Origin of the sequence: Kiloniella sp. EL199, assembly GCF_900313065.1 — a bacterium.
Lineage (GTDB): Bacteria > Pseudomonadota > Alphaproteobacteria > Kiloniellales > Kiloniellaceae > Kiloniella.
The window spans coordinates 154458-177643 of record NZ_OMPU01000011.1; the positions used below are offsets into that span (position 1 = coordinate 154458).

A 23186-nucleotide genomic window follows, 5' to 3' on the forward strand; every position below is an offset into this window, starting at 1 on the left:
GATCTAATCCATCCAAAAACATATTATGCTACAGCATAGTCCTTTAACATCATTGAGAGTTGGCGCATATCATCAAAAACAGCATAGGCGCCAGCTTCCATCAACTTCCGCCCCTGCGCCTTTTTGTCTGTAATGTGTTCTGCGCCAACAAAGCCAAGAACAGCAATGCCTGCGTTCTTGGCTCCAGTAGCTCCAGCCACAGTATCTTCGATAATAAGAGCCTGTTCAGGTTTCACCTTCATCATTTCACAGGCCATCAGATGTAAATCGGGTGCTGGCTTGGGGTATTGCACCATTGAAGAGCTGAAACGTCTCTCTTTGGGGAAAAATATCCCTAATCCTGTTGTATCAAGGGCACTGTCCAAGCGATCCGTTCGGCTGTTCGAAGCCACACAAAAGGGATATTCAAATGTTGAAAGTGTTTCTTTGATAAAGGGCAGCGTTTCCAGTGCTCCAGCCATTTGATCAATTGTGTTACGCTCGACAATTTGCGCAAAATCTTCCGGCACTTTTGTTTCAGAAATCTTATTAAAATGGTCCCTTATGGCATCATCGGTATACCCTGCAAACTGATTGGCAACATCTTGCGGATTTAACATAATATTGTATGCCGCCAGCGTCTGAGACACAATTCGAGCCGCCAGTGCTTCGCTATCAACAAGCACACCATCACAATCAAAAATGACCAGCTCGGGAAAAATCGTCATAGACTTCTTATCGCTTTCAATAACACTCTGATATTCCAGAGAACTACCTGTGGTTTGCGGCACAATCAAGACAGATACAAAGAACACCGTTGTCTCAATCTTCTGCCGAGACAACGGTGTTTAAATCACAAGCCAAATACCCTAGCTTCCATAATCTCTAATCTATGGATATCATACTTAATCCATATACTGACCACCATTCACGCTAAGGGTTGAACCCGTCACAAAACCAGATTTTTCTGATGCCAGAAACACAACACAATCAGCCACTTCTTCCGGCTCACCCAAACGCCCGACAGGTATCTGAGAGATTATCTTGCTATTGAGAATTTCTTCGGGAACGGCGCGCACCATTTCTGTACCAATATATCCCGGCGCCACAACATTTGCCGTGATCCCTTTACTCGCATTCTCTTGGGCAACAGATTTGGTAAATCCAATCACGCCAGCTTTCGCCGCAGCATAATTCGCCTGACCAAATTGTCCCTTTTGGCCATTGATTGATGAAATACTGATCACCCGTCCATATTTGCGTTCACGCATGCCATCAATAACGCCCCGCGTCATATTGAACAGAGAATTAAGATTGGTATCCATCACAGCCTGCCATTTGGCCTGATCCATTTTATGCAAAGTCGTATCCCGTGTAATACCCGCATTATTCACGAGAACATCTATTGCACCCAACTCTTTCTCTACCTGGGCGATACCTTCCTGACAGGCGTCAAAATCGCCAACATCCCATTTAAATACCGCGATTTTATTTTCATCGCGGAACTTCTGCGCAGCTTCATCATTTCCAGCATAACTGGCTGCAACACTATACCCCGCCTCTTTCAAGGCAATTGAAATGGCCGCACCAATTCCTCTGGTACCTCCGGTCACAAGAGCAACACGAGACATTTTATTTCCCTTCGTTATTTGCTGCCTCAGGGCCATAGCCCCAAATTTCTGTAACTTAACCCACGATTTTTGAATAAGACCGAGAGTTATCTACAAAAAAGGGCCACCTTGAAAACAAAGGCAGCCCATTCACAAAGAGTTGCTGCCGATGATATTTTTGTTTTTGTTTCATCGACAATCTCCCTGATTTCCTTAATCGCGCTCGACACAAAGAGCAATTCCCTGCCCACCACCAATACAAAGGGTTGCAAGCCCTTTTTTAACATCACGGCGTTGCATTTCATGAAGCAATGTGACCAAGACACGGGCTCCTGAAGCCCCAATGGGGTGTCCCAAGGCGATCGCGCCACCATTTACATTTACAATATCTTCATTCCAGCCAAGTTCTCGGTTAACGGCAATGGCTTGCGCAGCAAAAGCTTCGTTAGCTTCAACCAACTCGACGTCATCGATTGTCCATCCTGCTTTTTCTAATGCCTTACGACTGGCCGGAATAGGACCAGTCCCCATAATGGCGGGATCCACACCCGCGGTCGCCCATGACACAATTTTCGCCAGCGGCTTAATACCATCAGCTTGCGCCTTGCTTTCAGACATCATCACAACAGCAGCAGCGCCATCATTGATACCAGACGCATTTCCTGCTGTTACCGTACCTTCACGGTCAAAAGCAGCTCTCAATTTGGCCAAGCCTTCTGCCGTTGTGTCTGGTTTTGGATGTTCATCGGTCGCAACAACAACTTCACTACGACGGGTTTTCACCGTAACGGGAACAATCTCATCGTTGAAATATCCGGCTTCCTGAGCAATCGCAGCTTTTTGTTGAGATCCCGCCGCAAAGGCATCTTGATCTTCGCGGGATATATTAAACTTCGTCGCAATATTTTCGGCTGTTTTCCCCATGTGATAATCATTCATTGCGCACCACAATCCATCTTTGATCATGGTATCAACAAGTTTGACATCACCCATTTTGGTACCAGTACGCATGTGGGAAACATGTGGGGCCAAGCTCATATTCTCTTGGCCACCAGCCACAACAATCTCTGCATCGCCTAAAGCAATGGATTGATAACCCAAAGCCACAGTCCGCAAACCTGATCCGCAGATCTGATTAATAAGATAGGCAGTTTTTTCGTGTGGGATACCTGCGCCTAAAGCAGCTTGACGCGCAGGGTTTTGTCCGTCTCCGGCCGTAAGAATCTGCCCCAATATCACTTCATCAACATCTTCAGGCGAAACCCCCGCCCGCGCCAGAGCTTCGCGAATAGCAACCGTTCCAAGTTCCGCAGCCGGAACTGTCGAAAGCCCGCCCCCAAAAGCGCCAACCGGGGTTCTTGCAGCCCCAACAATTACAACACCAGACATTACAGATACCTTTCAGAAAAGCTGTATCTCAAAATTATGATCAGAAAAAACCAGACATTCGTTCGCCAGAGCGACCAACTCGTACTACCCTATTCACTGGCAGCGCATGCTGCATCGCAAAATTATTATATAAACCATAACGAAACTACGCATAAAAAATCAAGAGATTATTACATCAATATGACATAAAAATTTACTTTTACGCATTAATATTGAAATTATATTGCATTTTTATGCAACTATTTGTTTCATCCAGTCAGAAGCTGGGGTCCAGAATTTTGATTGTGCACCGCGACTTGCCATCATACCAATATGCCCCAAAGAAGTCCGCATAACTGTGCTATTCACAATTACTCTCGTCGCAGCAAGCGACGAAGGTTTTGGCACAATACGATCATTGTCAGATACAACAGACAGAGTTGGTAATAGCACTTTATCCAAGGTAATAGCTTCGCCAGCAATAGACCAGAGACCCTTTTCTGTCAGATTCTCTCCATACCACCCCGAAAGACATTCTTCTGCAACTTTCTGGGTAAGAGACACACCATCATTTAACCAATCTTCCAAAGCTATGAATGTTTTTCCCTGCTGGGTCTTTTCATCAAGGGACCTGAAGTTTGAAAACTTTCTCAAAGATAGTGTCGGGTCTAGTGACGCAAACAACCCTTGCAAGATTTCACTGGGCAAATGCCCTATCGCCTGAACCATAGGTAAAATGCATTGAAGCCACTTACCCTGTTGAATAGCTCTGTCGTCTTGCCCCTCATGGAAATCCCAGGGGCTGGCAATCAAAACCAACGAACGGATTATAGACTGACTCAAAACAGCCAGAGCTATCGCCAAAGTCCCCCCCATACAATAACCAACAACTATTGGCTTTCGACTGGACTGATCTTTAACTTCTTTCAAAGCTGGCTGCAGGTAGTGAATAATATACTTTTCAAGTCCGAAATCACTTTCTGCCAACCCCGGTTGTCCCCAGTCCATGACATACGGTGCCCATCCGCCCCTGGTTAACCACCTGAGGAAGCTGTTTTCCTGCATTAAATCCAGAATGTAATAGCGATTAACCAGAGAAGGAATAATAAATAGAGGGTATCCCCCCCTTCTTTCCGAATAATCCACAAGAGAAGCAGAACCTTTTGACCAGACAACAGGCATTTCATTTCGGGTATTTACATGATCAGCATCCTGATATTTCTTGATCCCCTCTTGATAAAGAGAAAATCGCCGTACAATTGCCCGGTCTATCGCCTGGGGAAACTCCAAGGAATCTACCCCGGCGAGCTTATTCGAGATTTGTGCCCTCATCGTTTCCGGAATTTTTGGCACCAGCTTCGAGTTCGGCAACTTGTTTTGCAAGATCCCCAAGCCGAGCTTTGAGCTCTGCAAGGTCATCAGCGCTGACATCATGTGCAGAGGCAACGGAATCGGTCTTGTTTTGCGATTGATCCCCACCAGATTCAGCCCCTTCTGCTTGCTCGGAATCTTGTTTTAACATCAATTGGAAGAGATTAATTTCTCCCTTGGCATCTGGATGATAAACCTTATGGTAGAAAGCTTCCCACTGCCTGTACAGATCAATTATTGCAGAATCGAGATCAGCCGACAAATCTGCCACTAGATGCCACGGCGTAAGCTGTAATCTGGAAAGATGATTAATCCATAAATCCAAATATTCATCAGCAAGCAGGTCAATGTCTTTTTCCCTGTCCAAGAAGCCCTCTCTCACATAATATACACACTCGTATTGCGTTGGCTAAAAGCTATATTCGCACAAGCAATGAGAAAAACAGACAAAAAATTCTCTTTTTTTAAGGCTTTTACGCCCTATTCATTGACAGATACCATCGCAGCGCAGCAATATTTGATAAGCAGTGCACAAACAGCAATGAGCCAGCATTAGAAACTGGCGTATATAATAAGCATTGGAGGCGAGGACCTTGGCGACCTCAAAATCAGGGAATACTGACGACGCAATCGTCATAAAAAAATATGCAAACAGGCGTCTGTACAATACAGCGACGAGCAGTTACGTCACTCTTGATCATTTGTGTCAGATGGTGAAAGACAACATCGAGTTTGTTGTCTATGATGCAAAATCAGGAAATGATATCACACGATCAGTCTTAACCCAGATCATTGTCGAAGAAGAATCCAAAGGGCAAAACCTGTTGCCAATCTCCTTCTTACGTCAATTAATCAGCCTCTATGGCGATTCCATGCAATGGGTTGTTCCCAAATATCTGGAACACATGATGGAAGGCTTTTCCGAGAATCAGGACAAAATGCGCCAGTCAATGCAGGAAACCTTTGGCGGCATTTTCCCCTTTGGCAATCTGGATGAAATGAACAAACAAAATATGGCTCTGTTTGAAAATGCCATGCGCATGCTGTCACCTTTCCAAAACACAAAACCGGAAACAGAAGAATCAGAAGAAAAGCAAGCAATGCCGCAAACAGATAACGGCGGATTCGACGATTTGAAAACACAGGTTGAACAGCTGCAAAAACAACTTGATGCCCTGAGCAAAAAGAAATAGTGGATAACAATACTGCTAAGCCAGAGCAAAAAAGGGCCTCCAAAACCACATGGAGGCCCTTTGATTTAAATGCGGCAGGACGTCGTTAACCAGGAAAAACGATCGGTTTCTTCGCAGCTGTATTTTCAACAAGCCAATCAGGATTAATTTCCGGTTTTCCGAAATAAAACCCCTGAAGCAAGTCAATCCCTTCGCGAGAGAGAAACGCAGCTTCTTCCGCTGTTTCCACAAACTCTGCAATTGTTGTGTGATTCAACGCCTTTGCCAGGCCGAGAAGATTTCGAACAAAAATCTGATTTTCTTCATTATCAAGAATTCCAGCGATAAAAGAGCCATCAATTTTGATAATATCGACGGTAAGGGTTTTCAGATGCCTGAATGTCGTATAGCCCGCCCCGAAATCATCAATCGCAACTTTACATCCTAACTGTCGAACCGCCGAAACAAAGCGCGCCGACTCTTCCAAATCATGAAGTGCCGCCGTTTCTGTAATCTCGACAATTAAGCGTTTTGCAATATCTGGCCTTGATTTCACACGCGAAGATAACGCCCTTAACCAACTACGATCTGATGCCGTTAAGCCAGATATATTCAAAGACATTGTAATGTTCGGAAAGCGCGCCAGATCTTCCAGAGCAAGTTCTAACACTCTGCGATCAATAACCCGCATCATCCCCAGCTGCTCAACTACGGGAATGAACTTGCCCGCAGGAACGATTTTGCCATCGCGATCAAACATGCGCAAAAGAGCTTCAACCAAAACGAGTTCATGACTTTCAGAATCCACAATCGGTTGATAGGCCAAAGCAATACGATCTTCTTTCAACGCAAGCTTTACTTCTTCACCAATAATCATACTGGTTCGATAATTCTCGCACTGCTCGGTTGTCAATTGGTACGGCTTGACACAGTCACGCCCATTTGACTTTGCATCCAGCAATGCACTCTCAGCCTTTGCAAAGGCGTCAAAACTTGTCTTCGTTTGCTCTGGAAAATCAACAAAACCAACAGAAACAGTCACATAAATACGTTCACTACTGATTTGAAAAGGAGTCTCACGAACCGTCTGCAGGATTCGTTCAGCAATTGCATCAGCTTCTTCATGAGAGGCCACACTCATAATCACACCGAATCGATCCCCACCCAGGCGGCCAACGATATCTGCCCCACGGACGCTTTTATCCAGCCGTTCCCCAACCTCAACCAAAACAGCATCCCCAGCTTCAAAACCGTAGGCTGTATTAATCATACCAAGGTGATCAACACCGACAGCCAGGAAAGCACCGACATTGCTATACCGGAGAGCTTGTTCCAAGGAGAAATCCAGAGACTCCCGTAGCCTTAACTTATTAAAATGCCCAGAGAGTTCATCATAACTCGCCAAATATTCAAGTCGAGCTTCGGCCTGTTTCTTAACTGTTACAGGGCGCAACACTCCGGTTAATCGCGTCGGTGCACCTGTGGTTGAAACCTCGACAGCGCCACGGTCATGAACCCATTGGAAATTACCCGCGCCATCGCGAACACGGTATTCACAATCATAATAGGCTTCGCCGGCAAAATGGTCCGTCAAATTCCGCATTCTGGCGGGGAGATCTTCTGGATTAATACGGTTATGGTAGGTCTCACCGGTAGCTGGAATAAAATTATCTTCCAGACCAAAGAGAGAAGCTGCCCTGCCCAACCACATCAGGCTATCTGTTGCCAGGTCCCATTCGTACACAACATCGCCAGATGACTCCAGTGCAGTTGTCATCTGATCCAAAAGAGAAAGATCTATGTTATTATCATGAGCGGACCGGAGCACGGTCTGTCTACTCCTACCTGAAGATTGACAACTATAAATACCCGTAAAGACACTGATATTCACGTTAAATTTCGTTAAATAATAACGATTGAGTCATTAACGAATACTGAATCTGACTCAGAATTAATCGCAAGAAAAATGGTTGCTTTTGTATATTGACTTTTTGTAACCCGGCTGCAGGAAACTTGTTTATTCTTTGGAAACAAACTCTTAGAAAATTACATGCAATATATAGTCAATGAAAAACCATGTAACGCACCCTATGAAATAAGTAAAGCAATTAAGAATCTGCATACTTGACGTTAAAACAAATCAGCACATCAATATTAGTTAATAAAAAGTTAACACCATCCAGAATAAGTAAAAAATATTATTTTTCAAATATTTTACAGAACATCTATTGAAATCTATTCTTAAAAGGTCTATTTCACACTAAAAACAATGAAAACATCTACTATATACGAGTAAATTTGGTGACTAGTGTAAAAAAAAATCTGTCTAACACGCATCGTATTGAGAACCATGTAGGGCAAAAAATACGTGAACGTAGAACCATGCTGGGTCTGACACAGCAACAACTAGCTGATTTAATCGGGGTTACTTATCAACAAGCCCATAAATACGAACGCGGCATAAACCGAGTCTCTGCGGGGCGCCTGTTCGAGATTTCTCAGGTCCTAGGCGTCGGGGTGAGTTTTTTTTACGAGGGGCTGGATAGTGATCAAGATACTGTTAGCGAGCGCCAACGCATGTGTCTGGATCTAGCCCGGAATTTTACCAATATTAAAAATGAAAAACATCAGGATGCTCTGAGTATGCTATGCAGAGTCCTGTCAGAACAATCACTATCAGACCCGGAGGCAGCCTAAGCATCTCAAGAGAAAGCGGTAATGACAGATTACTCTATCATTGGTTTATTACTCATTACCGATTCTATCGATTTTATTCCTTGATGATGCCCAACCTTTCCTGATTATACGTTTCCATCTGAATCTGACGCCACCAGGGTTGATTTCGTACATACCAGTCAACAGTGTTCGCCAAACCCTGATCGAAAACCACTTTAGGAAACCACCCCGTTTTTGACTTGAACTTGGAGGCATCCAGAGCATAGCGCTGATCGTGCCCGGGGCGATCTTCGACATTTTTTATCAAGGCAGAAAACGGGGAACGTTCTGGATAAATCTGGTCCATGCAATCACAGATGCTATTGACCACAGATAGATTTGTTTTCTCTTCGCCGGATCCAATTAAATAAGTTTCTCCTGCATCACCTTTTTGCAACGCTAAAAGTAGAGCTTCAACATGATCAGTGACATGTATCCATTCACGAATCTGATTCCCTTCGCCGTAAAGAGGTAATGTCTTACCGTCAATCGCGTTGGCGACCATCAAAGGAATCAATTTTTCCGGGAATTGCCATGGCCCATAATTATTCCCGCAGTTTGTTGTGATCGTTGGCAATCCATAGGTATGCCACCAGGCTTTTGCCAAGTGGTCCGACGCCGCTTTGGAAGCAGAATAGGGAGATCGAGGGTCATATGAACTGGTTTCACTAAAAAAACCGCCCTTCCCAAGTGATCCATAAACCTCATCAGTTGAAATATGAAGAAAGCGAAATTGGTTAGGTTTTTCTTTTTCGCTCCAAAAACTCAATGCAGTCTGCAACAGGTTAAATGTTCCGACGATGTTACTTTGTACAAAGTCGCCTGGGCCATCAATTGATCGATCCACATGGCTTTCTGCCGCCGCATGGATCACGATATCCGGTTGAGAATCTCTGAATGCATCCTTTACGGCACTACTGTCTTCAAGTGCAACCTTCTTTAAGGAATAACAACCTTCCAAACTTGCCAACCGTCCTAAATCAGCAGCATAGGTCAGTTTATCAAGAACAACTGTTTCTCTGACACTAAAAAAACTTAGCTGCCGAACGATCTCTGCACCAATAAATCCAGCGCCACCGGTCACAAGAACACGTTTGTCTTTCCAATATTGCTCTGCACTCATTTAGAACCCTCAATCAAAATGGAGCGTTATAAAACAAAAGAAACAAAAAACCATACACATCAAAAACTTAAACGAACAAATAGTTGAAGGAATCATCCGATTTCCAAAAAGTCTTCATCCTCAGAATCATCAACGACAGACATAGATGAAATATCAACAATTCTGCATAAGCGGCGGTGAAGAATTTCAATTGAAACAGGTTTCGCCAAAACATCACTAACGCCAGACTGGATTGCCTCCATCACACGCTCATATTCAGTATGTCCTGTTAAGAGGATAACGGGTACACGACTGAAAAAACCACCCTCTTTCCTGATATCACGGGTAAACTCCAAACCATTCACAGGTTCCATTTCCCAATCCGTGATAATAATATCAGGCTTTTTAAACCTTAGTTCTTTCCGGGCTTCTTCAACATCAGAGATATATTGAACGCTAAAAATCCCCATCGCATTGAAAATCGTCTTCACAATGCGCAACATGTGCACACTGTCGTCGATCACCATTACATTCAATCTCGACAGATCGTAGGCGGACAAATTAACCTCACAAACTTCCTTAAAACCGTCATTTACAAAACTATAGCAGAAATATCTACCTTAAAAGGTCATGCCAGACTTATAGCCTGAAGCCAGACATAAAAAAAAGTAACGATATGAATCTCAAAAAAAACTTTTAGCTGAATTAGGTTCAGCGGATGATCTGCAAATAAAAAAATTCTGGTTGCGCAGAAACACCAACATTTTTCTTTTGGAGGTAGGTTGTACAACGGAAGAAACCAAATCCATTACCGGGCATAAAACCGATGAAATGGTGAAACTATACGCCAAAGGCGTGCGTCAAAAGCTGCTTGCTCAACGGGCAATGGACAAGATGAAAGCCGCCCCCGGATCAAATAAAGTGGCTAACAAAGTGGCTAACATCACTAAAAATCAAAATCGCTGATTTTTTAATGAGCCGTAAATGATTGATATATAAAGGGGAAAATGGCGCACCCGTCAGGACTCGAACCTGAAACCTCTTGATTCGTAGTCAAGTGCTCTATCCAATTGAGCTACGGGTGCGTTTCAAAGCGCTTCCAGAATAAACCCCTGAAAACGAGGCGGAACTTACTCCTGCTTCTGTGAGGACGCAACCCTTAAATCGCAAATTCGTATTTTTTTTTAATCTCATGCCTAACTATCAATTACTTGGTGGGAAAACTCTTGTCCCTGAGACTCCCTTCAAGTAGTATCTGGCCTAAGTATTTTGGGGGGTTGGTCAACTCGTGTATCTTTTCGGGCGTTTTTCCCGTATCAATTATAGTAATAGTACTAGATTTGAGAGAAGATATGTTTGGCTGATCACAATCAACAGTGCGGACTTGTCAATGGGATCCATTAAATCCTCTGTTTTGCGTAATACCGTTACAGCCTTGGCTACGGTGATGTTATTAAATGGTTGTTCTTTTACCGAAGAAGCCTTGTGGCCTTCTATTGTCGGAGAAGAAGCTGCGAGAGAAGCAACGACGACTGCTGCAGGGGCACCTGTCGTTCCTGATACAGTTATAACAAATAGTATCTCTGGCTTGCCTTTGCTGGGTTCAACCATTTTTGAATCTCCTGGCGTTACGCCGGGGCAACCAACAGGAACACATGTTGGTAAAAAAGTTGAAGAATTGCGCGGTGATCTTTCGAGGCTTCAGGCTCGCTTGATACATCATAATAATAACTTGCAGACACAGCGTAACAACGCTCGCAGCAGTGCAGGAACTTATCATTCCATTATTGCCGCAATGAATACACGTCTACAGGTTGGCACCACACCGGGTAACCCGCAAATGGTGAACGGCTGGAACAAAGCCCAGCAGGAGCTGGAAGCTGTTGGTGCAAGCATCACAAATTTGAATAGTCTCTCGAATGAAGCCGGATCAACATCCGCACTTGCAGCATTTGTTCTGGATTCAGCGAAATCGACATATGAGCTGCGCGGCGCTTTGGACGAAGATCATAGACAGCTTGCTGTGCTGGAAGACGAAGCCAATCAAACGGTTGTTATCCTTGATCGCCTTATGAACGAGCTAACAGAAGACATTGCACGCACGCAGAACTACTTCTCTGCCGAACGTACAAATCTGACAGCACTTCAGGTGGCAGTTGATAACGGCGAATTTATCGGTGGCAACCTTGGTAGCAGAACCTTTGGCCTTCCTGTTCCCCCTCCACCGGGTGGACCAGCAGGTCTTGTGGGTCGCCAGCCTCCTTTGGCTATCATTCGTTTTGACCAGCCAAATGTGAATTACGAACAGGCACTTTTCACTGCTGTAAGTCGTGCCTTGGATCGTCGTCCGAGTTCAGCTTTTGACCTCGTTACAGTTGCACCTGCACGCGGGAATTCAGCTCAAGTCGCTCTGGCAACAAGCAAATCCCGTAAATACGGTGAGGATGTTATGCGTTCCCTGACAAAGCTCGGCCTGCCAGCTTCTCACGTGTCGCTTTCATCAACCAGCAATCCGGGTGCTCAGGTTCCAGAAGTTCACGTTTATCTTCGATAACCAGCCCTGATAATTACAAAAAAGCGATGTCATTTTGATATCGCTTTTTTTATGCCCGGATACTGGCTCAGCCCAACATTTTCCTGTTCAAACAAAGTTTGTACAGACTACAGACTCATACATAAATCAGAAAAGAACAGACCGCCCTCTCTCTAAAGACTATTGACCCTTCAGCCAAAATACTTCAGAGCAGGGACCGATATCACCAAAACATAATAGTTGATTTTTAATTTCCAACTTGGATTCCCCATTGTCTCAGGAACTTCTTCCGCTTGTCGGCTTAATTCTTTTTATTTCCAGCCTTATTCAAGGGGCTGTTGGCTTTGCATTTGGCTTGATTGCCTTAACGTTCCTGACACTTCTCGGTATAGAATTGAGCGTAATAGTTCCTCTGCTCCTCTCTGCAAGTATCACCCAGCTTGTCGTTGGTGTTTGTAAACTCAGAAAGCACATCAAATATCCGCCCCTGATAAAGGGTTCCCTTATCCGGTATGTCACTTTGCCGCTAGGTATTCTTTCTCTCGGCTACATAACCGCAGCAATTGGCAAAGCCCAGATAGAGCAATTGGTTGGCTTCTTAATTCTGCTCATTGTAGGCCTTCAAATTGTCGTACGACCTGTTCCCAGGAACAAATTGCATTGCTTCTGGACCTTCCTTGCATTTAGCGCCAGCGGGTATTTTGCTGGCTTAATCGCAGTAGGAGGCCCCCCGATCGTCCTGTGGGTAATGACGCACAAATGGACAAATCAACAGATTCGGAGTTTCCTTTTTGCAAGCTTTCTCGCTTCTGCGCCTATCAATTTTATCACCTTGTATTATGTTCTTGGCGATGAGGTCTTCGCCTCTATGTTTTACGGATTTGCTTTTTCACCCCTGATTGCGCTGGGATCACATTTAGGCGTTAAGCTTGGTCATGCCTTTTCACCGGAAAAATTACGAGCAATTGCCTTTTCAATCCTAGTAATAAGCTCTCTTTCATCCATTGCCGCGCCTTTGCTGCACTAGTTTCAAATCATTGCAATCAAGGGAAACGAGGTTTGCCTTTCTAAAGGTTGAGATTTTTCGTTAGTTCTGCTTTATTCCGGCATCTTTTAAAATTGGAGTCGAAAACCGTGACCGAACAACCAAAAACTTTTCCCGTATCCTGGGAACAACTACACCGTGATGCCAAGGCCCTGTCATGGCGCCTGATGAATGAAGGACCTTTTGAAGGAATTCTTGCTGTCACACGTGGCGGATTGGTCCCAGCAGCCATTATTGCGCGCGAACTGGATATTCGCCTTATCGATACTGTTTGTATCGTCAGTTATTCCAGCGACAACAAACAGGGTGAGCTGAAAGTCCTGAAAGACTCACCAAAAGAAAGTAAAGGCTGGTTGATCGTTGACGATCTAGTGGACACAGGAAAAACAGCCCGCGCTGTTCGTGAGATGATGCCAGATGCTCACTTCGCAACACTCTACGCTAAACCTGCTGGCCGGGATATTGTGGACAGCTTCATCACAGAGGTCAGCCAGGATACCTGGATTTACTTCCCCTGGGATCTTGCTCTACAAACTGTTCCACCGTTGGTTCAAGGTAAATACGACTAAAACTCAACGTCGTAACCTATTCGGCTCTACCGGCTGATTGGATAGTTATCAATCAGCCGGGTATTGCCAAGCCATGCAGCAACAAAAATTCGACCACTCAAAAGATCATCCCGGTCCGTGACATCACTTATAAGCTCAAGATCCTCTTCCGATCTGATTTCCAGATAATCGATTCGTTCAAACCCACTATCCAGAATAATCTTCCGCCCCCATTCCAAAACGTGGTCAACGGCTTCGCCTTGACGAATCAGATCTGCTATCGCGCTCTCTACTTTATATAAAGTTGGCGCAATATTACGTTGTTCTTCTGATAATCTGCGATTTCGGGAAGACAAGGCAAGGTTATCATCTTCGCGCACCGTCGGAACCCCGATAACATCAACATCAAGATCCAGATCACCGGCAACACGCTGGATCAAGAGATACTGTTGAAAGTCCTTTTGCCCGAAATAGGCCCGATCTGGTGATGTCTGAATAAGCAACTTTGAAACAACGGTTGTAACACCATCCATATGGCCTGGGCGTGTTGCCCCACACAGGCAATCCTGCATCGTGCCAACTGCTACGGTTGTGCTGTAACCTTTGGGATAAATCTCGTTAACTTGAGGCAAGTAAACCAAGTCTACACCAGCATCTTCAAGCTTTTGCAAATCTGCGTCCGTATCCACAGGATAGGTTTCCAGATCTGCCTTGTTATCAAACTGTTTGGGATTAATAAAAATCGTAACAATAACGCGATCATTATCTGCTTTTGCAGCCCCCGCTAGCGCGAGATGGCCCTCATGCAGCGCCCCCATGGTCATCACCACACCAATTTCCTGTTTATCAGCTTTCCAGCCAGAAACCAGAGCGCGAAGATCCTGTTTGGATTTTACAATACGCATTACTCTTCCCATTAACCCCTAATAAGAGGGTGTTATCTTGAAATGAAATACTTGCGCGCCGTTGTAAACAAACGCCAACGGCAATACAAACAGCTTCGCTGCAAATCCTATCAAAGTAGATATTGCACTGCAACAATTCCTCCTCTCTTCCTCGTTACGCTTTATTGTACTAGGCTACAAGCCTGAGCTTGTAGTCATGGCAGATTTCACTAGACTGCCGTCAAATTTACACCTTACCGAAAGTATTATTATGAGCGCTGCTCTTGATCTCAAACAACGTCCCACCATTCGCCTGAGACCAAAGGCACAGAAGCGGCTTTTGAATGGGTATCCCTGGGTCTTTTCAAACGAAATTGAAGTCAGTGCAGAAACAAAGCAGATCCCGGCCGGAACAGTTGTCAGAATTGAAGCTAATGACGGGCAACCACTGGGAACAGCAATATACAATCGTCAGCCGTTGATTTCTGCTCGCTTGCTCAGCCATAGCGCCAAAACAATCATTGACGAAGGTTTTTTTGCGGAAATTCTACAAAAAGCACTCTCGTTGCGCGAAACCCTGTTTAACGTTCCCTACTATCGTCTGATTCACGCCGAAGCTGATGGTATTCCGGGGACAATCATTGATCGTTACGGAGATACGCTGGTTCTGCAGGTTAATACCGCAGGCATAGAAAACCTTCTTCCTGCATTGCTTGCGGCTTTGGACCGCATACTGGACCCGAACACAGTCGTTCTTCGCAATGATACGCCATCCCGTTTACTCGAAGGCCTTGAATGTTATGACAAGGTTGTCAAAGGCGAACTCAATGGCCCTATCAAGGTGATAGAACACGACGCCACATTCTTTGCAGAGCTTCAGGAAGGTCAAAAAACCGGGTGGTTCTTTGACCAGCGTGATAACAGAAAGCTCGCCGCCCGTTTTGCCAAAGACGCGGATGTGCTCGATTGTTATTCTTTTGCCGGTGGCTTCACTGTTCAATCCGCTCTGGCAGGCGCCAAGTCCGTAACAACAGTCGATCGCAGCCAAGCCGCTCTGGAGCTGGCAGCAAAAGCCGCAGCAGAAAATGATGTTGCCGACAAATGCACTTTCGTAAAAGCCGAAGTTTTTAATCATCTTGCCAAGCTTGCAAATGAGGGGGTGAGCTTTGATCTCGTCATCGTTGATCCCCCCGCTTTTGTTAAAAGCAAAAAAGATATCCAACAGGGATCAAAAGGCTACCGAAAGCTTGCCCGGCTCGCTGCGAAACTCGTTAAACCCGGTGGCTATCTGGTTGTCGCATCATGTTCTCATCACATGGACATCGACAATTTCGCGGATCAGACACGCAAAGGCCTTTTGGATGCGAACAGAAAATCCCGCCTGCTTTTCACCCGAGGTGCCGGGCCAGATCATCCTGTACATCCCTTTTTACCCGAATCTGAATATCTGAAACTACAGCTCTACACACTGGACTAGCCCCATGACAGTCCCCGGGACAACCCCCGAGACAATTAGTGTCGATTTTCTACGTAATCACCCCGATTACATAGAAACTTGCGCGGATTGGGAGTACACAACCTGGGGAAAAAGTTACGGCTGGACCCGAGAGAATGTTCTCAAAAGCTACCAGCAGATGACCGAGAGCGATAATATCGAACAGGCTTTTGTCGCTCTCTCGGGAAAAAAGCCTGTCGGAACGGCTTTGTTAATTGAAAACGATCATGACGATTATAAGCATTACCGTCCATGGTTGGCTGCACTCTATGTTGATCCTCTCTATCGACGCAAAGGCGCTGCTCGAAAATTAGTCGCACTGATTGAACAGGTTGCACGTAACCGGGGAGAAAAACAATTATTTCTCTATACTCTGTCTCCCAATATATACCGTGCAATGGATTGGGAAATCGTCGAGCAATTTGGTGACAATAAATTTCTTATGAAAATTGAACTTTAAGGCGGAAACCTAACCAAACATTTGTGATTTAGAGTTCGTTAAACTAGATTTAATGGGAAGCTCCAAGCAGAAACAGGCTCCCCCCAGTTCCGACACATCAAGCCAGATATCTCCGCCGTGCGCCCGCATTAGATCGCGAGTTATCGCCAACCCCAAACCGGACCCATTTTTACGTGTTGAGCCCTTAAAGGGCTTGAAGAGATTTGATCTGATTTCCGTCGGAATTCCCGGGCCGTCATCTGCAATCGAAATAATCAGACAATCCAATTCAGTCTGCAAACGAATTTCAACGGCCTTGGCACCAGCTTGCTCTGCATTTCGAGCAAGATTTTCAAAAACTCTGTAAAGCTGTTCCCAGTCACCGGAAACATTCGTCCCAGGCGGAATATGATTTTGCACCTTGATATCGACAGATTCGGCAACTTGAAGAGTATCCGCAACTTCACTTGTCAGTTCGTGAAGATCAAAATCCATAATATCAAGTTGAGGCGCCCCTTCTTTGGAGAAATTCAGCATCTGCCCGCAAATATGTACAGCTCGATCAATCGCAGCAAGTAAAACAGGGGCGACTTCACGCACTTCCGGATCTTCACTTCTATTCAAACGATCAGAGATCAGCCTCGCCGTAGCCAATCCGTTTCTCAGATCATGATTAATCTTGGCCGCAGCTGTACCAATAGCTGCCAGTCGGGTTTTCTGTCCCAAAGAAGATTGTAAAGATACCTGCATAGATGCCAGCTCGGTTTCAGCAACACCGACTTCATCTGTACGAGTAGAAGGTCTGATAATTCGAGTCGCGTCTTCCGGTGCATTCCTAAACCGGATCATACTGCGCGTGATCCGTCGTAAAGGCTGTACCATCAACCAATGCAAACTGACAAAAACGAGTGCCGCTGTCATTAGTGCTATACCTAAAGAAAGTGCCAAAATACGCCATGAATATTCATACATATCCCAGCGCATGGGTGTTTCACTCATCATCACTTCAACAAGGACATCTTTATCCTTTGGTGAAGGGCCAACGATTCGCAAAACTCGATGGCGTGTCTGCCCCAACGCAACAAATGCATCCTTGATTAGGCCAAAGAAGCTCTCTTCCCTCAAATCGTAAGTCGCATCAATTTCGACGTCCGCGCTACTCATCAGTTTGAGTTTTCCTTGCCCGGGCCTTTGTAAGGCAATAGCCAAAGCATTCACATGGCTTAGAAGTTCTTTTTCCAGATCTTCACTCACCATCATGTCATCCGTTGCATCCAGTGCAAGTATAGCAAGATGGGCATCTGCCAGATGTTCTTGAAGATAAACCAGACGAAAGCGGGCAATGGACGGTGCAAAAATAAGAATTTCAGCGAGCAGAACAAAGATTGCTGTCAAAATCAGAAGCTTTGCTGACAAACTGGTAATAAAGGGGGGGAGTTGAATTTTTCCGGCCATGGAATCGCTATTTCATTTAAGGGTCAGGTAAAGCTTATCCAAATTTGGCAAGGAAACGAACAACCTTCTTCACACGATCACTAAATAACGATTCTGTATAATAGCTGCCCGCGACACGTTTACTCACTTCAGAAAGAGTTGGATAAGGGGCAATCACATTTGCCATATCGCCGATTTTCATTCCTTTGGACAAGGCAAGTCCCCAAGGCAGTATCAATTCGCCTGCCTGAAGTCCGACAATAGATGCCCCTAGAATTTTACCTTTCTGGCTGGTAATAACTTTGATCTTGCCTTCGGTTCGGCGTTCCGCCCGGGCACGATCATTATCCGCGAATGACCAATACAGAACCTTATACTGAACGCTCTGTTTCTTTGCGTCTGATTCAGACAAGCCAACATGTGCCAACTCAGGATCAGTGTAGGTTACCCATGGTACCGCGTTATACGAAACTTTTGCAGGCAATCGAAACAACGCACTTCGAATAATAATGCCCGCATCATAAGCCGCCATATGTGTAAACTGGTATCCACCGGTCACGTCCCCGGCGGCGTAAATCTTTCGATTAGACGTTCTGAGTCCCTTATCAACCACAATCCCCTGTCGCTCATAATTAACCCCCGCAGCTTCAAGGTTCAACTTTTCAAGATTGGGGATACGTCCAGCAGCCAGCAGAAGATGCGTGCCGCTAATTTCACGCTCTTCGCCATTGGTCTCGACAAGAAGACTGACACCCTCTGATTTCTTCGCAGCTGAAAGAACTTTGGTTTGTTCCAAGAGAGAAACACCATCATCCTCTAGACGATCACGAATAACGGAAACCAGATCAGGATCATCCTTTGGCATTATACTTGCCATTTCAACAATAGAGACCTCGCTACCCAAATTGCGAAAGGCCTGCCCCAGTTCACACCCAATTGGGCCACCACCAACGATGATGATTTTTTTGGGTAAATCTGTCAGGTCAAAAACAGATTCGTTGGTCAGGAAGGGAACATTCTCGATTCCTTCGATAGGTGGCACCATCGCACGAGACCCGGTTGCGATAACAAAGCGCCGTGCCTGAATTGTAGTATCACCAGCCTTTAGAGTTCGGGCATCAATGAACTCCCCCGGTGCCTGAATAACCTTTACACCCAACGATTCAAAACGTTCTACCGAATCATGTGGCTCTATATCCGCAATCACAGACTTCACATGATCATGAACTTTTTGAAAATTCACTTCGGGCTCGTCGTAATTCACACCGAATGCAGGTGATTTTTTCCAACTACGAGCAACTTTTCCAGCAGTGAGCAAAGCTTTAGAGGGAACACAGCCATAATTCAGACAATCCCCGCCCATTTTCCCGGCCTCAACAAGAACCGTGTCAGCGCCCATCTGAACAGCTCCAGCCGCTATTGACAAGCCAGCGGACCCGCCACCGATAACACAGATATCTGTTTTGATCATGTTATTCCCCATATATGCGCTTCTTTACAAACTGTACGCAACACGCTGCACTCAAGCTCAGACAAGTTGGTTTGATATCCTATCAAGCAACATAAAAGGCAAATTAGAACCAAGCGTTAAGCCTGTTCCTTTTTGCAGAATTTTTTGTAAAGGACAGGAATGAGTGACAGCAGCGCCAGCCCCAGAATTGGGAAAAGTATCTCTGGTTTCAGGATGATCCCTAAATCGGGTGTACCACCGCTACGGAACAAGGCATCCAGACCGTTTCCGACAGATGCATAGACAAAGGTTCCCGGAATGATACCAACAAATGTTGCCAAAACATAATTCCGGAGAGAAACCCCCACGAATGCGGGAACAAGATTAACCAGCCAAAATGGGAACAAAGGCACCAGTCTAAGGACAAGAAGATAGCTCAATTCGTTCTCATGGAATCCTTCTTCCATTTTCTTCAGGTATCCCTGTGCTTTTTCGCGCAAGATATCCCGAAATGCGGTTTTAGCAGCCAAAAACACCAAGGTAGAGCCAATAGTTGCAGCAACAACCGCATAGGTTCCACCAAACCATGTCCCAAAAAGAAACCCACCGGCTATAGTCAAGAAAGACCCACCCGGAATTGAAAAGGCAATTGCAATTGTATAGAGAGCAACAAAAGAGAGAATGGCGACAAAGGCACGTTCCTTGACGAATCCGTTCAAGACTTCTCGGTTCTCTCTCAGCGCATCAAAGCTGAGATATTGGTGCCATCCTAATGAGTAAACGATAACCAAGCCCACAACTAATATAAGTAGCGGCAACATACGCTTCAGCAGAGAAGCCTGTCCTTTGTTATCGTTATTCGTTTCAGTCATACTGGTATCGGTATCTATCATGGAAATACATTTTTGACGTAGTAGCTCAAAATACAAGTCTATCAAGACAATCACACAGGGATGTGATCAAACGAGAGGGACTGAACCCCAAGTCTATAACGAAACTTCCTACTATTATCTTTATAAAAGTAAAAAGTACTGTGAATTACCTTAAAACATTGATAAAACCCCAACCAACGGTGATTAGTCATGGTCTTCGTTCATTGTGTTTCCGATGAAAATTCAGAAAAAAACTTCTGTTTTTCGAAGGAATCCATTGAATCTGACTGACAGGCGTTGACAGATGCTCACTGCCCGCTTATACACCGACCACTATTTTCGACAACCTTCCGGATAACGGAGAATTAAAGTGAAGCGCACTTTTCAGCCGAGCGTATTGGTTCGTAAACGCCGCCATGGCTTCCGCGCCCGTAAAGCTACCGTCGGTGGTCGCCGCGTCCTAGCTAACCGTCGCTCAAGAGGTCGTAAGCGTCTATCCGCTTAAGATTATGATGCTCGAAGCCGGAAAGCTCAAAAGGCGATCCGAGTTTCTTCGGGTAGCAGCGACGCATAATAAATGGGTCACACCCGGCTTGATTCTTCAAGCCATGCGGCGTCAACCTGAAAGCTCTTCTAACTCAGAAGAGCTTTATAGGTCTGGCGCTATTCGCATTGGTTTCACAGTTACTAAAAAAGTTGGTAACGCTGTAATCAGAAATCGGGTAAAGCGCCGTTTACGTGCTGCTGCAGCAGAAATACTTTCCGAATATGGGAAAGCTGAACACGACTATGTTCTGATCGGGCGGAAAACAACACTCTTTCGTCCATATGATGACCTTAAAAACGATCTGAAAATAGCCTTGCAACGGGTTAAGACAGACCGAAAGAAAGCATCAGGTCCCAAAAGACCACAGAGCTGATACCCGATTAACGAGAGGACACAATATTGAAAATATTACGTGCACTCCTTTTAGGGTTCGTAAAGCTGTACCAATACGGAATCTCTCCCTATACTCCCGCAAGCTGCCGTTACCATCCCACATGCTCTGAATATGCAAGCGAGGCAATTGTCACGCATGGCGCATTACGGGGTGGGTGGTTAGCGCTGAAACGTCTTTCTCGTTGCCATCCCTGGGGTGGTTACGGATATGACCCTGTACCAGAACCATCTGACGATAATCATCAACCTGATTGTCATGTCACGAACAACCGTTGAGCCGACCACTGATGCAAAACGAAGATCAACGTAATATTCTTCTTGCTGTCGTCTTGTCCGCCGTCATTCTTTTTGGCTGGACCTTTGCGCAAGAATACTTCTTCCCTCCAAGCCCGGAACAGATTGCTGCAAGACAAGCAGCGCAACAGCAACAGTCACAAACAAACCTTGCTTCTGACAGTTCCATCCCTGAAGTTCCTGGCGGGACGGATAACCTTCTCAAACTCATCGAAGGCCGCCCCAGAGAAGAAGCTTTGGCCGATGCAACGCGGATAACAATTGACACACCAACCGTTGAGGGCAGTATCTCTCTTACAGGTGGTCGAATTGATGATCTGGTTCTCAAGAACTATCAAACAAGTCTTGAAGAAGGCAGCCCAAACGTTGTGCTTCTCTCTCCTGCTCAGACCAAGAATCCTTATTACGCGGATTTTGGATGGATTTCTTCTGACAGAAGGCTTGCTGTTCCCGATAATAAAACCATTTGGAACACAATAGATACAAATCTGACGCCAGAAAATCCTGTCACTCTGACATGGAATAATGATTCTGGCCTGAAGTTCGAGCGCGAGCTGTCTATAGATGATGGCTATATGATCAGCATCAAGCAACGCGTTATGAATACGTCTGGGGAGCAGGTTGATTTAGCCCCCTATAGCCTTGTTTCTCGTACAAACACCCCAGAAACACTAGGGTACTACATTCTGCATGAAGGTCCGATCGGCGTACTTGGTGGCAGCTTGACCGAAGTTGATTATTCAGACTTGAAAGAAGATGGCAACGTTGCGCTTCCAAGCACTGGCGGATGGCTTGGTATCACAGATAAATACTGGCTGACTGCTCTGATCCCGGATCAGAATAAAGAAGTCAGCACACGTTTTATCTATAGCGGTAAAAACGGCCCTGATCGGTACCAAACTGACTATTTCTATAACGTAGAAGCCGTTCCTGCAGGCGGTACACTCGAATTCAGCAGTAACCTCTTTGCCGGTGCGAAAGAAGTTCCCCTGATCGACCAGTATACTGATAACCTAGGTATTCAGGATCTTGATCTTGCGGTGGATTTTGGTTGGTTCTACTACATTACCAAACCTTTCTTCTATGCTCTTCACTGGTTGACTGGAATTGTCGGTAATGTTGGTCTCTCAATCATGGCCCTGACCGTTATCATCAAGCTTTTCCTCTTCCCCTTGGCAAACAAATCGTATGTTTCCATGGCCAAGATGCGTAAGCTACAGCCCAAATTGGTAACACTACGCGAAAAATTTGGTGATGATCGTCAGAAACTTAATCAGGAAATGATGACCCTCTATAAACAAGAGAAGGTCAACCCGATGGCAGGTTGTCTGCCTATCATTATCCAGATCCCGATATTCTTCTCTCTCTACAAAGTTCTTTTTGTAACCCTAGAAATGCGTCAGGCACCTTTCTATGGCTGGATTCATGATCTATCCGTGCCGGATCCAACCTCTTTGGTGAATGGTTTTGGTCTCTTCCCGTGGGGAATTCCAGAAGCAGATACACTGATCGCCTTCCTGAATATTGGTATCTGGCCTGTGCTGATGGGTATTTCCATGTTCTTGCAACAGCAATTGAATCCACAGCCAACAGATCCTGTACAGGCGAAAGTATTCCTGTTCATGCCGTTGTTCTTCACTTTCCTTCTTGGAACATTCCCGGCTGGACTTGTGATTTACTGGACATGGAACAACCTGCTTTCCATTATTCAGCAAGCTGTAATTATGAAAAAAGCTGGCGTTCCTTTAGGACGAGCAGCCGCAGAAACCAAAAGCTAATCAACGTTTCTGTACAACACTTTCAAAAGGCCCTGACACAGATGTCAGGGCCTTTTGCGTTAATCCTTGCTGAAAGCCGGAACAAAGACTATTCATCATCCCGCTCTCAAATGTAATAGTATAAAATACCGAACTGAGATGCAGGGTCAAAGGAGAG

Annotated in this window: 24 protein-coding genes and 1 tRNA gene; 12 read left to right on the forward strand and 13 right to left on the reverse strand. The window is 45.2% G+C overall.

Annotated features, from left to right (window positions below):
- Window positions 1–23: 23 nt before the first annotated feature.
- The 5 genes from D9A03_RS13965 to D9A03_RS19785 form a co-directional block, all read right to left on the reverse strand.
- Entirely contained in the window at window positions 24–794 is a 771-nt protein-coding gene (locus D9A03_RS13965) for an HAD family phosphatase (RefSeq protein ID WP_120497834.1), read from the reverse strand.
- Between the two features lie 90 nt (window positions 795–884).
- Complete coding sequence (gene phbB / locus D9A03_RS13970) at window positions 885–1610, reverse strand: acetoacetyl-CoA reductase (RefSeq protein WP_120497835.1); 726 nt, start codon at window positions 1608–1610, stop codon at window positions 885–887.
- 192 nt (window positions 1611–1802) lie between these two features.
- Window positions 1803–2978 (reverse strand): acetyl-CoA C-acetyltransferase, encoded by a 1176-nt coding sequence (locus D9A03_RS13975; RefSeq protein WP_120497836.1) that lies wholly within the window; start codon window positions 2976–2978, stop codon window positions 1803–1805.
- Window positions 2979–3209: 231 nt separating this feature from the next.
- Window positions 3210–4247 carry an alpha/beta fold hydrolase gene (locus D9A03_RS13980; RefSeq protein ID WP_162938156.1) on the reverse strand — a complete coding sequence of 346 codons (1038 nt, stop codon included), beginning with the start codon at window positions 4245–4247 and terminating at the stop codon, window positions 3210–3212.
- Between the two features lie 19 nt (window positions 4248–4266).
- On the reverse strand, window positions 4267–4695 hold the full coding sequence (locus tag D9A03_RS19785; protein ID WP_162938157.1) for a hypothetical protein: 429 nt from the start codon (window positions 4693–4695) through the stop codon (window positions 4267–4269).
- Between the two features lie 226 nt (window positions 4696–4921).
- Here D9A03_RS19785 and phaR point away from each other — a divergent pair, with 226 nt between their 5' ends.
- Window positions 4922–5521, forward strand: coding sequence for a polyhydroxyalkanoate synthesis repressor PhaR (phaR, locus tag D9A03_RS13985; protein WP_120497838.1), 600 nt, complete (start codon window positions 4922–4924; stop codon window positions 5519–5521).
- A gap of 85 nt (window positions 5522–5606) precedes the next feature.
- Here phaR and D9A03_RS13990 read toward each other — a convergent pair whose 3' ends face one another.
- Window positions 5607–7328 carry a bifunctional diguanylate cyclase/phosphodiesterase gene (locus tag D9A03_RS13990; protein ID WP_120497839.1) on the reverse strand — a complete coding sequence of 574 codons (1722 nt, stop codon included), beginning with the start codon at window positions 7326–7328 and terminating at the stop codon, window positions 5607–5609.
- Between the two features lie 470 nt (window positions 7329–7798).
- Here D9A03_RS13990 and D9A03_RS13995 point away from each other — a divergent pair, with 470 nt between their 5' ends.
- Entirely contained in the window at window positions 7799–8197 is a 399-nt protein-coding gene (locus D9A03_RS13995) for a helix-turn-helix domain-containing protein (protein ID WP_120497840.1), read from the forward strand.
- 73 nt (window positions 8198–8270) lie between these two features.
- Here the strand turns inward: D9A03_RS13995 and rfbB are convergent, their stop codons facing one another.
- Together rfbB and D9A03_RS14005 are read right to left on the reverse strand one after the other, a co-directional pair.
- Window positions 8271–9338 carry a dTDP-glucose 4,6-dehydratase gene (gene rfbB / locus D9A03_RS14000; RefSeq protein ID WP_120497841.1) on the reverse strand — a complete coding sequence of 356 codons (1068 nt, stop codon included), beginning with the start codon at window positions 9336–9338 and terminating at the stop codon, window positions 8271–8273.
- Window positions 9339–9430: 92 nt separating this feature from the next.
- Window positions 9431–9877 carry a response regulator gene (locus tag D9A03_RS14005; RefSeq protein WP_162938158.1) on the reverse strand — a complete coding sequence of 149 codons (447 nt, stop codon included), beginning with the start codon at window positions 9875–9877 and terminating at the stop codon, window positions 9431–9433.
- 184 nt (window positions 9878–10061) lie between these two features.
- Between D9A03_RS14005 and D9A03_RS14010 the strand changes: the two genes are divergently transcribed.
- A complete protein-coding gene (locus D9A03_RS14010; protein WP_162938159.1) occupies window positions 10062–10283 on the forward strand; it encodes a hypothetical protein in 222 nt (73 codons plus the stop codon).
- Between the two features lie 42 nt (window positions 10284–10325).
- On the opposite strand, the gene D9A03_RS14015 is transcribed toward D9A03_RS14010, so the two are convergent.
- Window positions 10326–10402 (reverse strand) — tRNA-Arg (locus tag D9A03_RS14015).
- A 305-nt stretch (window positions 10403–10707) separates the two neighbouring features.
- Between D9A03_RS14015 and D9A03_RS14020 the strand changes: the two genes are divergently transcribed.
- The 3 genes from D9A03_RS14020 (at window position 10708) to gpt (ending at window position 13464) form a co-directional block, all read left to right on the forward strand.
- The gene (locus D9A03_RS14020) at window positions 10708–11871 is read left to right on the forward strand and encodes a hypothetical protein (RefSeq protein WP_120497844.1); all 1164 of its coding nucleotides are present in this window, start codon (window positions 10708–10710) and stop codon (window positions 11869–11871) included.
- 250 nt (window positions 11872–12121) lie between these two features.
- Window positions 12122–12877 (forward strand): TSUP family transporter, encoded by a 756-nt coding sequence (locus D9A03_RS14025; RefSeq protein ID WP_162938160.1) that lies wholly within the window; start codon window positions 12122–12124, stop codon window positions 12875–12877.
- A gap of 107 nt (window positions 12878–12984) precedes the next feature.
- Window positions 12985–13464: a xanthine phosphoribosyltransferase gene (gene gpt, locus D9A03_RS14030; RefSeq protein WP_120497846.1), complete on the forward strand. Its 480-nt coding sequence runs from the start codon at window positions 12985–12987 to the stop codon at window positions 13462–13464.
- 26 nt (window positions 13465–13490) lie between these two features.
- On the opposite strand, the gene panC is transcribed toward gpt, so the two are convergent.
- Window positions 13491–14348, reverse strand: a complete 858-nt coding sequence (panC, locus tag D9A03_RS14035; RefSeq protein ID WP_120497847.1) for a pantoate--beta-alanine ligase — start codon at window positions 14346–14348, stop codon at window positions 13491–13493.
- A gap of 250 nt (window positions 14349–14598) precedes the next feature.
- On the opposite strand from panC, the gene D9A03_RS14040 reads away from it, so the two are divergent.
- Together D9A03_RS14040 and D9A03_RS14045 are read left to right on the forward strand one after the other, a co-directional pair.
- Entirely contained in the window at window positions 14599–15804 is a 1206-nt protein-coding gene (locus D9A03_RS14040) for a class I SAM-dependent rRNA methyltransferase (RefSeq protein ID WP_120497848.1), read from the forward strand.
- 4 nt (window positions 15805–15808) lie between these two features.
- Window positions 15809–16282 (forward strand): GNAT family N-acetyltransferase, encoded by a 474-nt coding sequence (locus D9A03_RS14045; RefSeq protein ID WP_120497849.1) that lies wholly within the window; start codon window positions 15809–15811, stop codon window positions 16280–16282.
- Between the two features lie 9 nt (window positions 16283–16291).
- On the opposite strand, the gene D9A03_RS14050 is transcribed toward D9A03_RS14045, so the two are convergent.
- The 3 genes from D9A03_RS14050 to D9A03_RS14060 form a co-directional block, all read right to left on the reverse strand.
- Window positions 16292–17716: a HAMP domain-containing sensor histidine kinase gene (locus D9A03_RS14050; protein ID WP_120497850.1), complete on the reverse strand. Its 1425-nt coding sequence runs from the start codon at window positions 17714–17716 to the stop codon at window positions 16292–16294.
- Window positions 17717–17750: 34 nt separating this feature from the next.
- Entirely contained in the window at window positions 17751–19166 is a 1416-nt protein-coding gene (locus D9A03_RS14055; protein WP_120497959.1) for an NAD(P)/FAD-dependent oxidoreductase, read from the reverse strand.
- A gap of 116 nt (window positions 19167–19282) precedes the next feature.
- Complete coding sequence (locus D9A03_RS14060; RefSeq protein WP_120497851.1) at window positions 19283–20017, reverse strand: TVP38/TMEM64 family protein; 735 nt, start codon at window positions 20015–20017, stop codon at window positions 19283–19285.
- 370 nt (window positions 20018–20387) lie between these two features.
- Between D9A03_RS14060 and rpmH the strand changes: the two genes are divergently transcribed.
- From rpmH to yidC, 4 genes are read left to right on the forward strand one after another with little or no spacing between them, the layout of a single operon-like run.
- Window positions 20388–20522, forward strand: a complete 135-nt coding sequence (gene rpmH, locus D9A03_RS14065) for a 50S ribosomal protein L34 (protein WP_082113995.1) — start codon at window positions 20388–20390, stop codon at window positions 20520–20522.
- A gap of 4 nt (window positions 20523–20526) precedes the next feature.
- A complete protein-coding gene (gene rnpA / locus D9A03_RS14070; protein ID WP_120497852.1) occupies window positions 20527–20937 on the forward strand; it encodes a ribonuclease P protein component in 411 nt (136 codons plus the stop codon).
- A 26-nt stretch (window positions 20938–20963) separates the two neighbouring features.
- Complete coding sequence (gene yidD, locus D9A03_RS14075; protein ID WP_254055053.1) at window positions 20964–21233, forward strand: membrane protein insertion efficiency factor YidD; 270 nt, start codon at window positions 20964–20966, stop codon at window positions 21231–21233.
- Complete coding sequence (yidC, locus tag D9A03_RS14080) at window positions 21230–23029, forward strand: membrane protein insertase YidC (RefSeq protein WP_371682964.1); 1800 nt, start codon at window positions 21230–21232, stop codon at window positions 23027–23029. Before yidD ends, yidC begins: the two co-directional genes overlap by 4 nt.
- Window positions 23030–23186 lie beyond the last annotated feature (157 nt).

Bases quoted from the DNA above. Each gene is read 5' to 3' on its own strand.
- D9A03_RS14045 (WP_120497849.1), top strand. From the start codon at position 15,809: ATGACAGTCCCCGGGACAACCCCCGAGACAATTAGTGTCGATTTTCTA.
- D9A03_RS14055 (WP_120497959.1), bottom strand. From the start codon at position 19,166: ATGATCAAAACAGATATCTGTGTTATCGGTGGCGGGTCCGCTGGCTTG.
- rfbB (WP_120497841.1), bottom strand. From the start codon at position 9,338: ATGAGTGCAGAGCAATATTGGAAAGACAAACGTGTTCTTGTGACCGGT.
- D9A03_RS14050 (WP_120497850.1), bottom strand. From the start codon at position 17,716: ATGGCCGGAAAAATTCAACTCCCCCCCTTTATTACCAGTTTGTCAGCA.
- phbB (WP_120497835.1), bottom strand. From the start codon at position 1,610: ATGTCTCGTGTTGCTCTTGTGACCGGAGGTACCAGAGGAATTGGTGCG.
- rnpA (WP_120497852.1), top strand. From the start codon at position 20,527: ATGATGCTCGAAGCCGGAAAGCTCAAAAGGCGATCCGAGTTTCTTCGG.
- D9A03_RS13975 (WP_120497836.1), bottom strand. From the start codon at position 2,978: ATGTCTGGTGTTGTAATTGTTGGGGCTGCAAGAACCCCGGTTGGCGCT.
- D9A03_RS14040 (WP_120497848.1), top strand. From the start codon at position 14,599: ATGAGCGCTGCTCTTGATCTCAAACAACGTCCCACCATTCGCCTGAGA.
- panC (WP_120497847.1), bottom strand. From the start codon at position 14,348: ATGCGTATTGTAAAATCCAAACAGGATCTTCGCGCTCTGGTTTCTGGC.
- D9A03_RS14060 (WP_120497851.1), bottom strand. From the start codon at position 20,017: ATGACTGAAACGAATAACGATAACAAAGGACAGGCTTCTCTGCTGAAG.
- D9A03_RS14020 (WP_120497844.1), top strand. From the start codon at position 10,708: ATGGGATCCATTAAATCCTCTGTTTTGCGTAATACCGTTACAGCCTTG.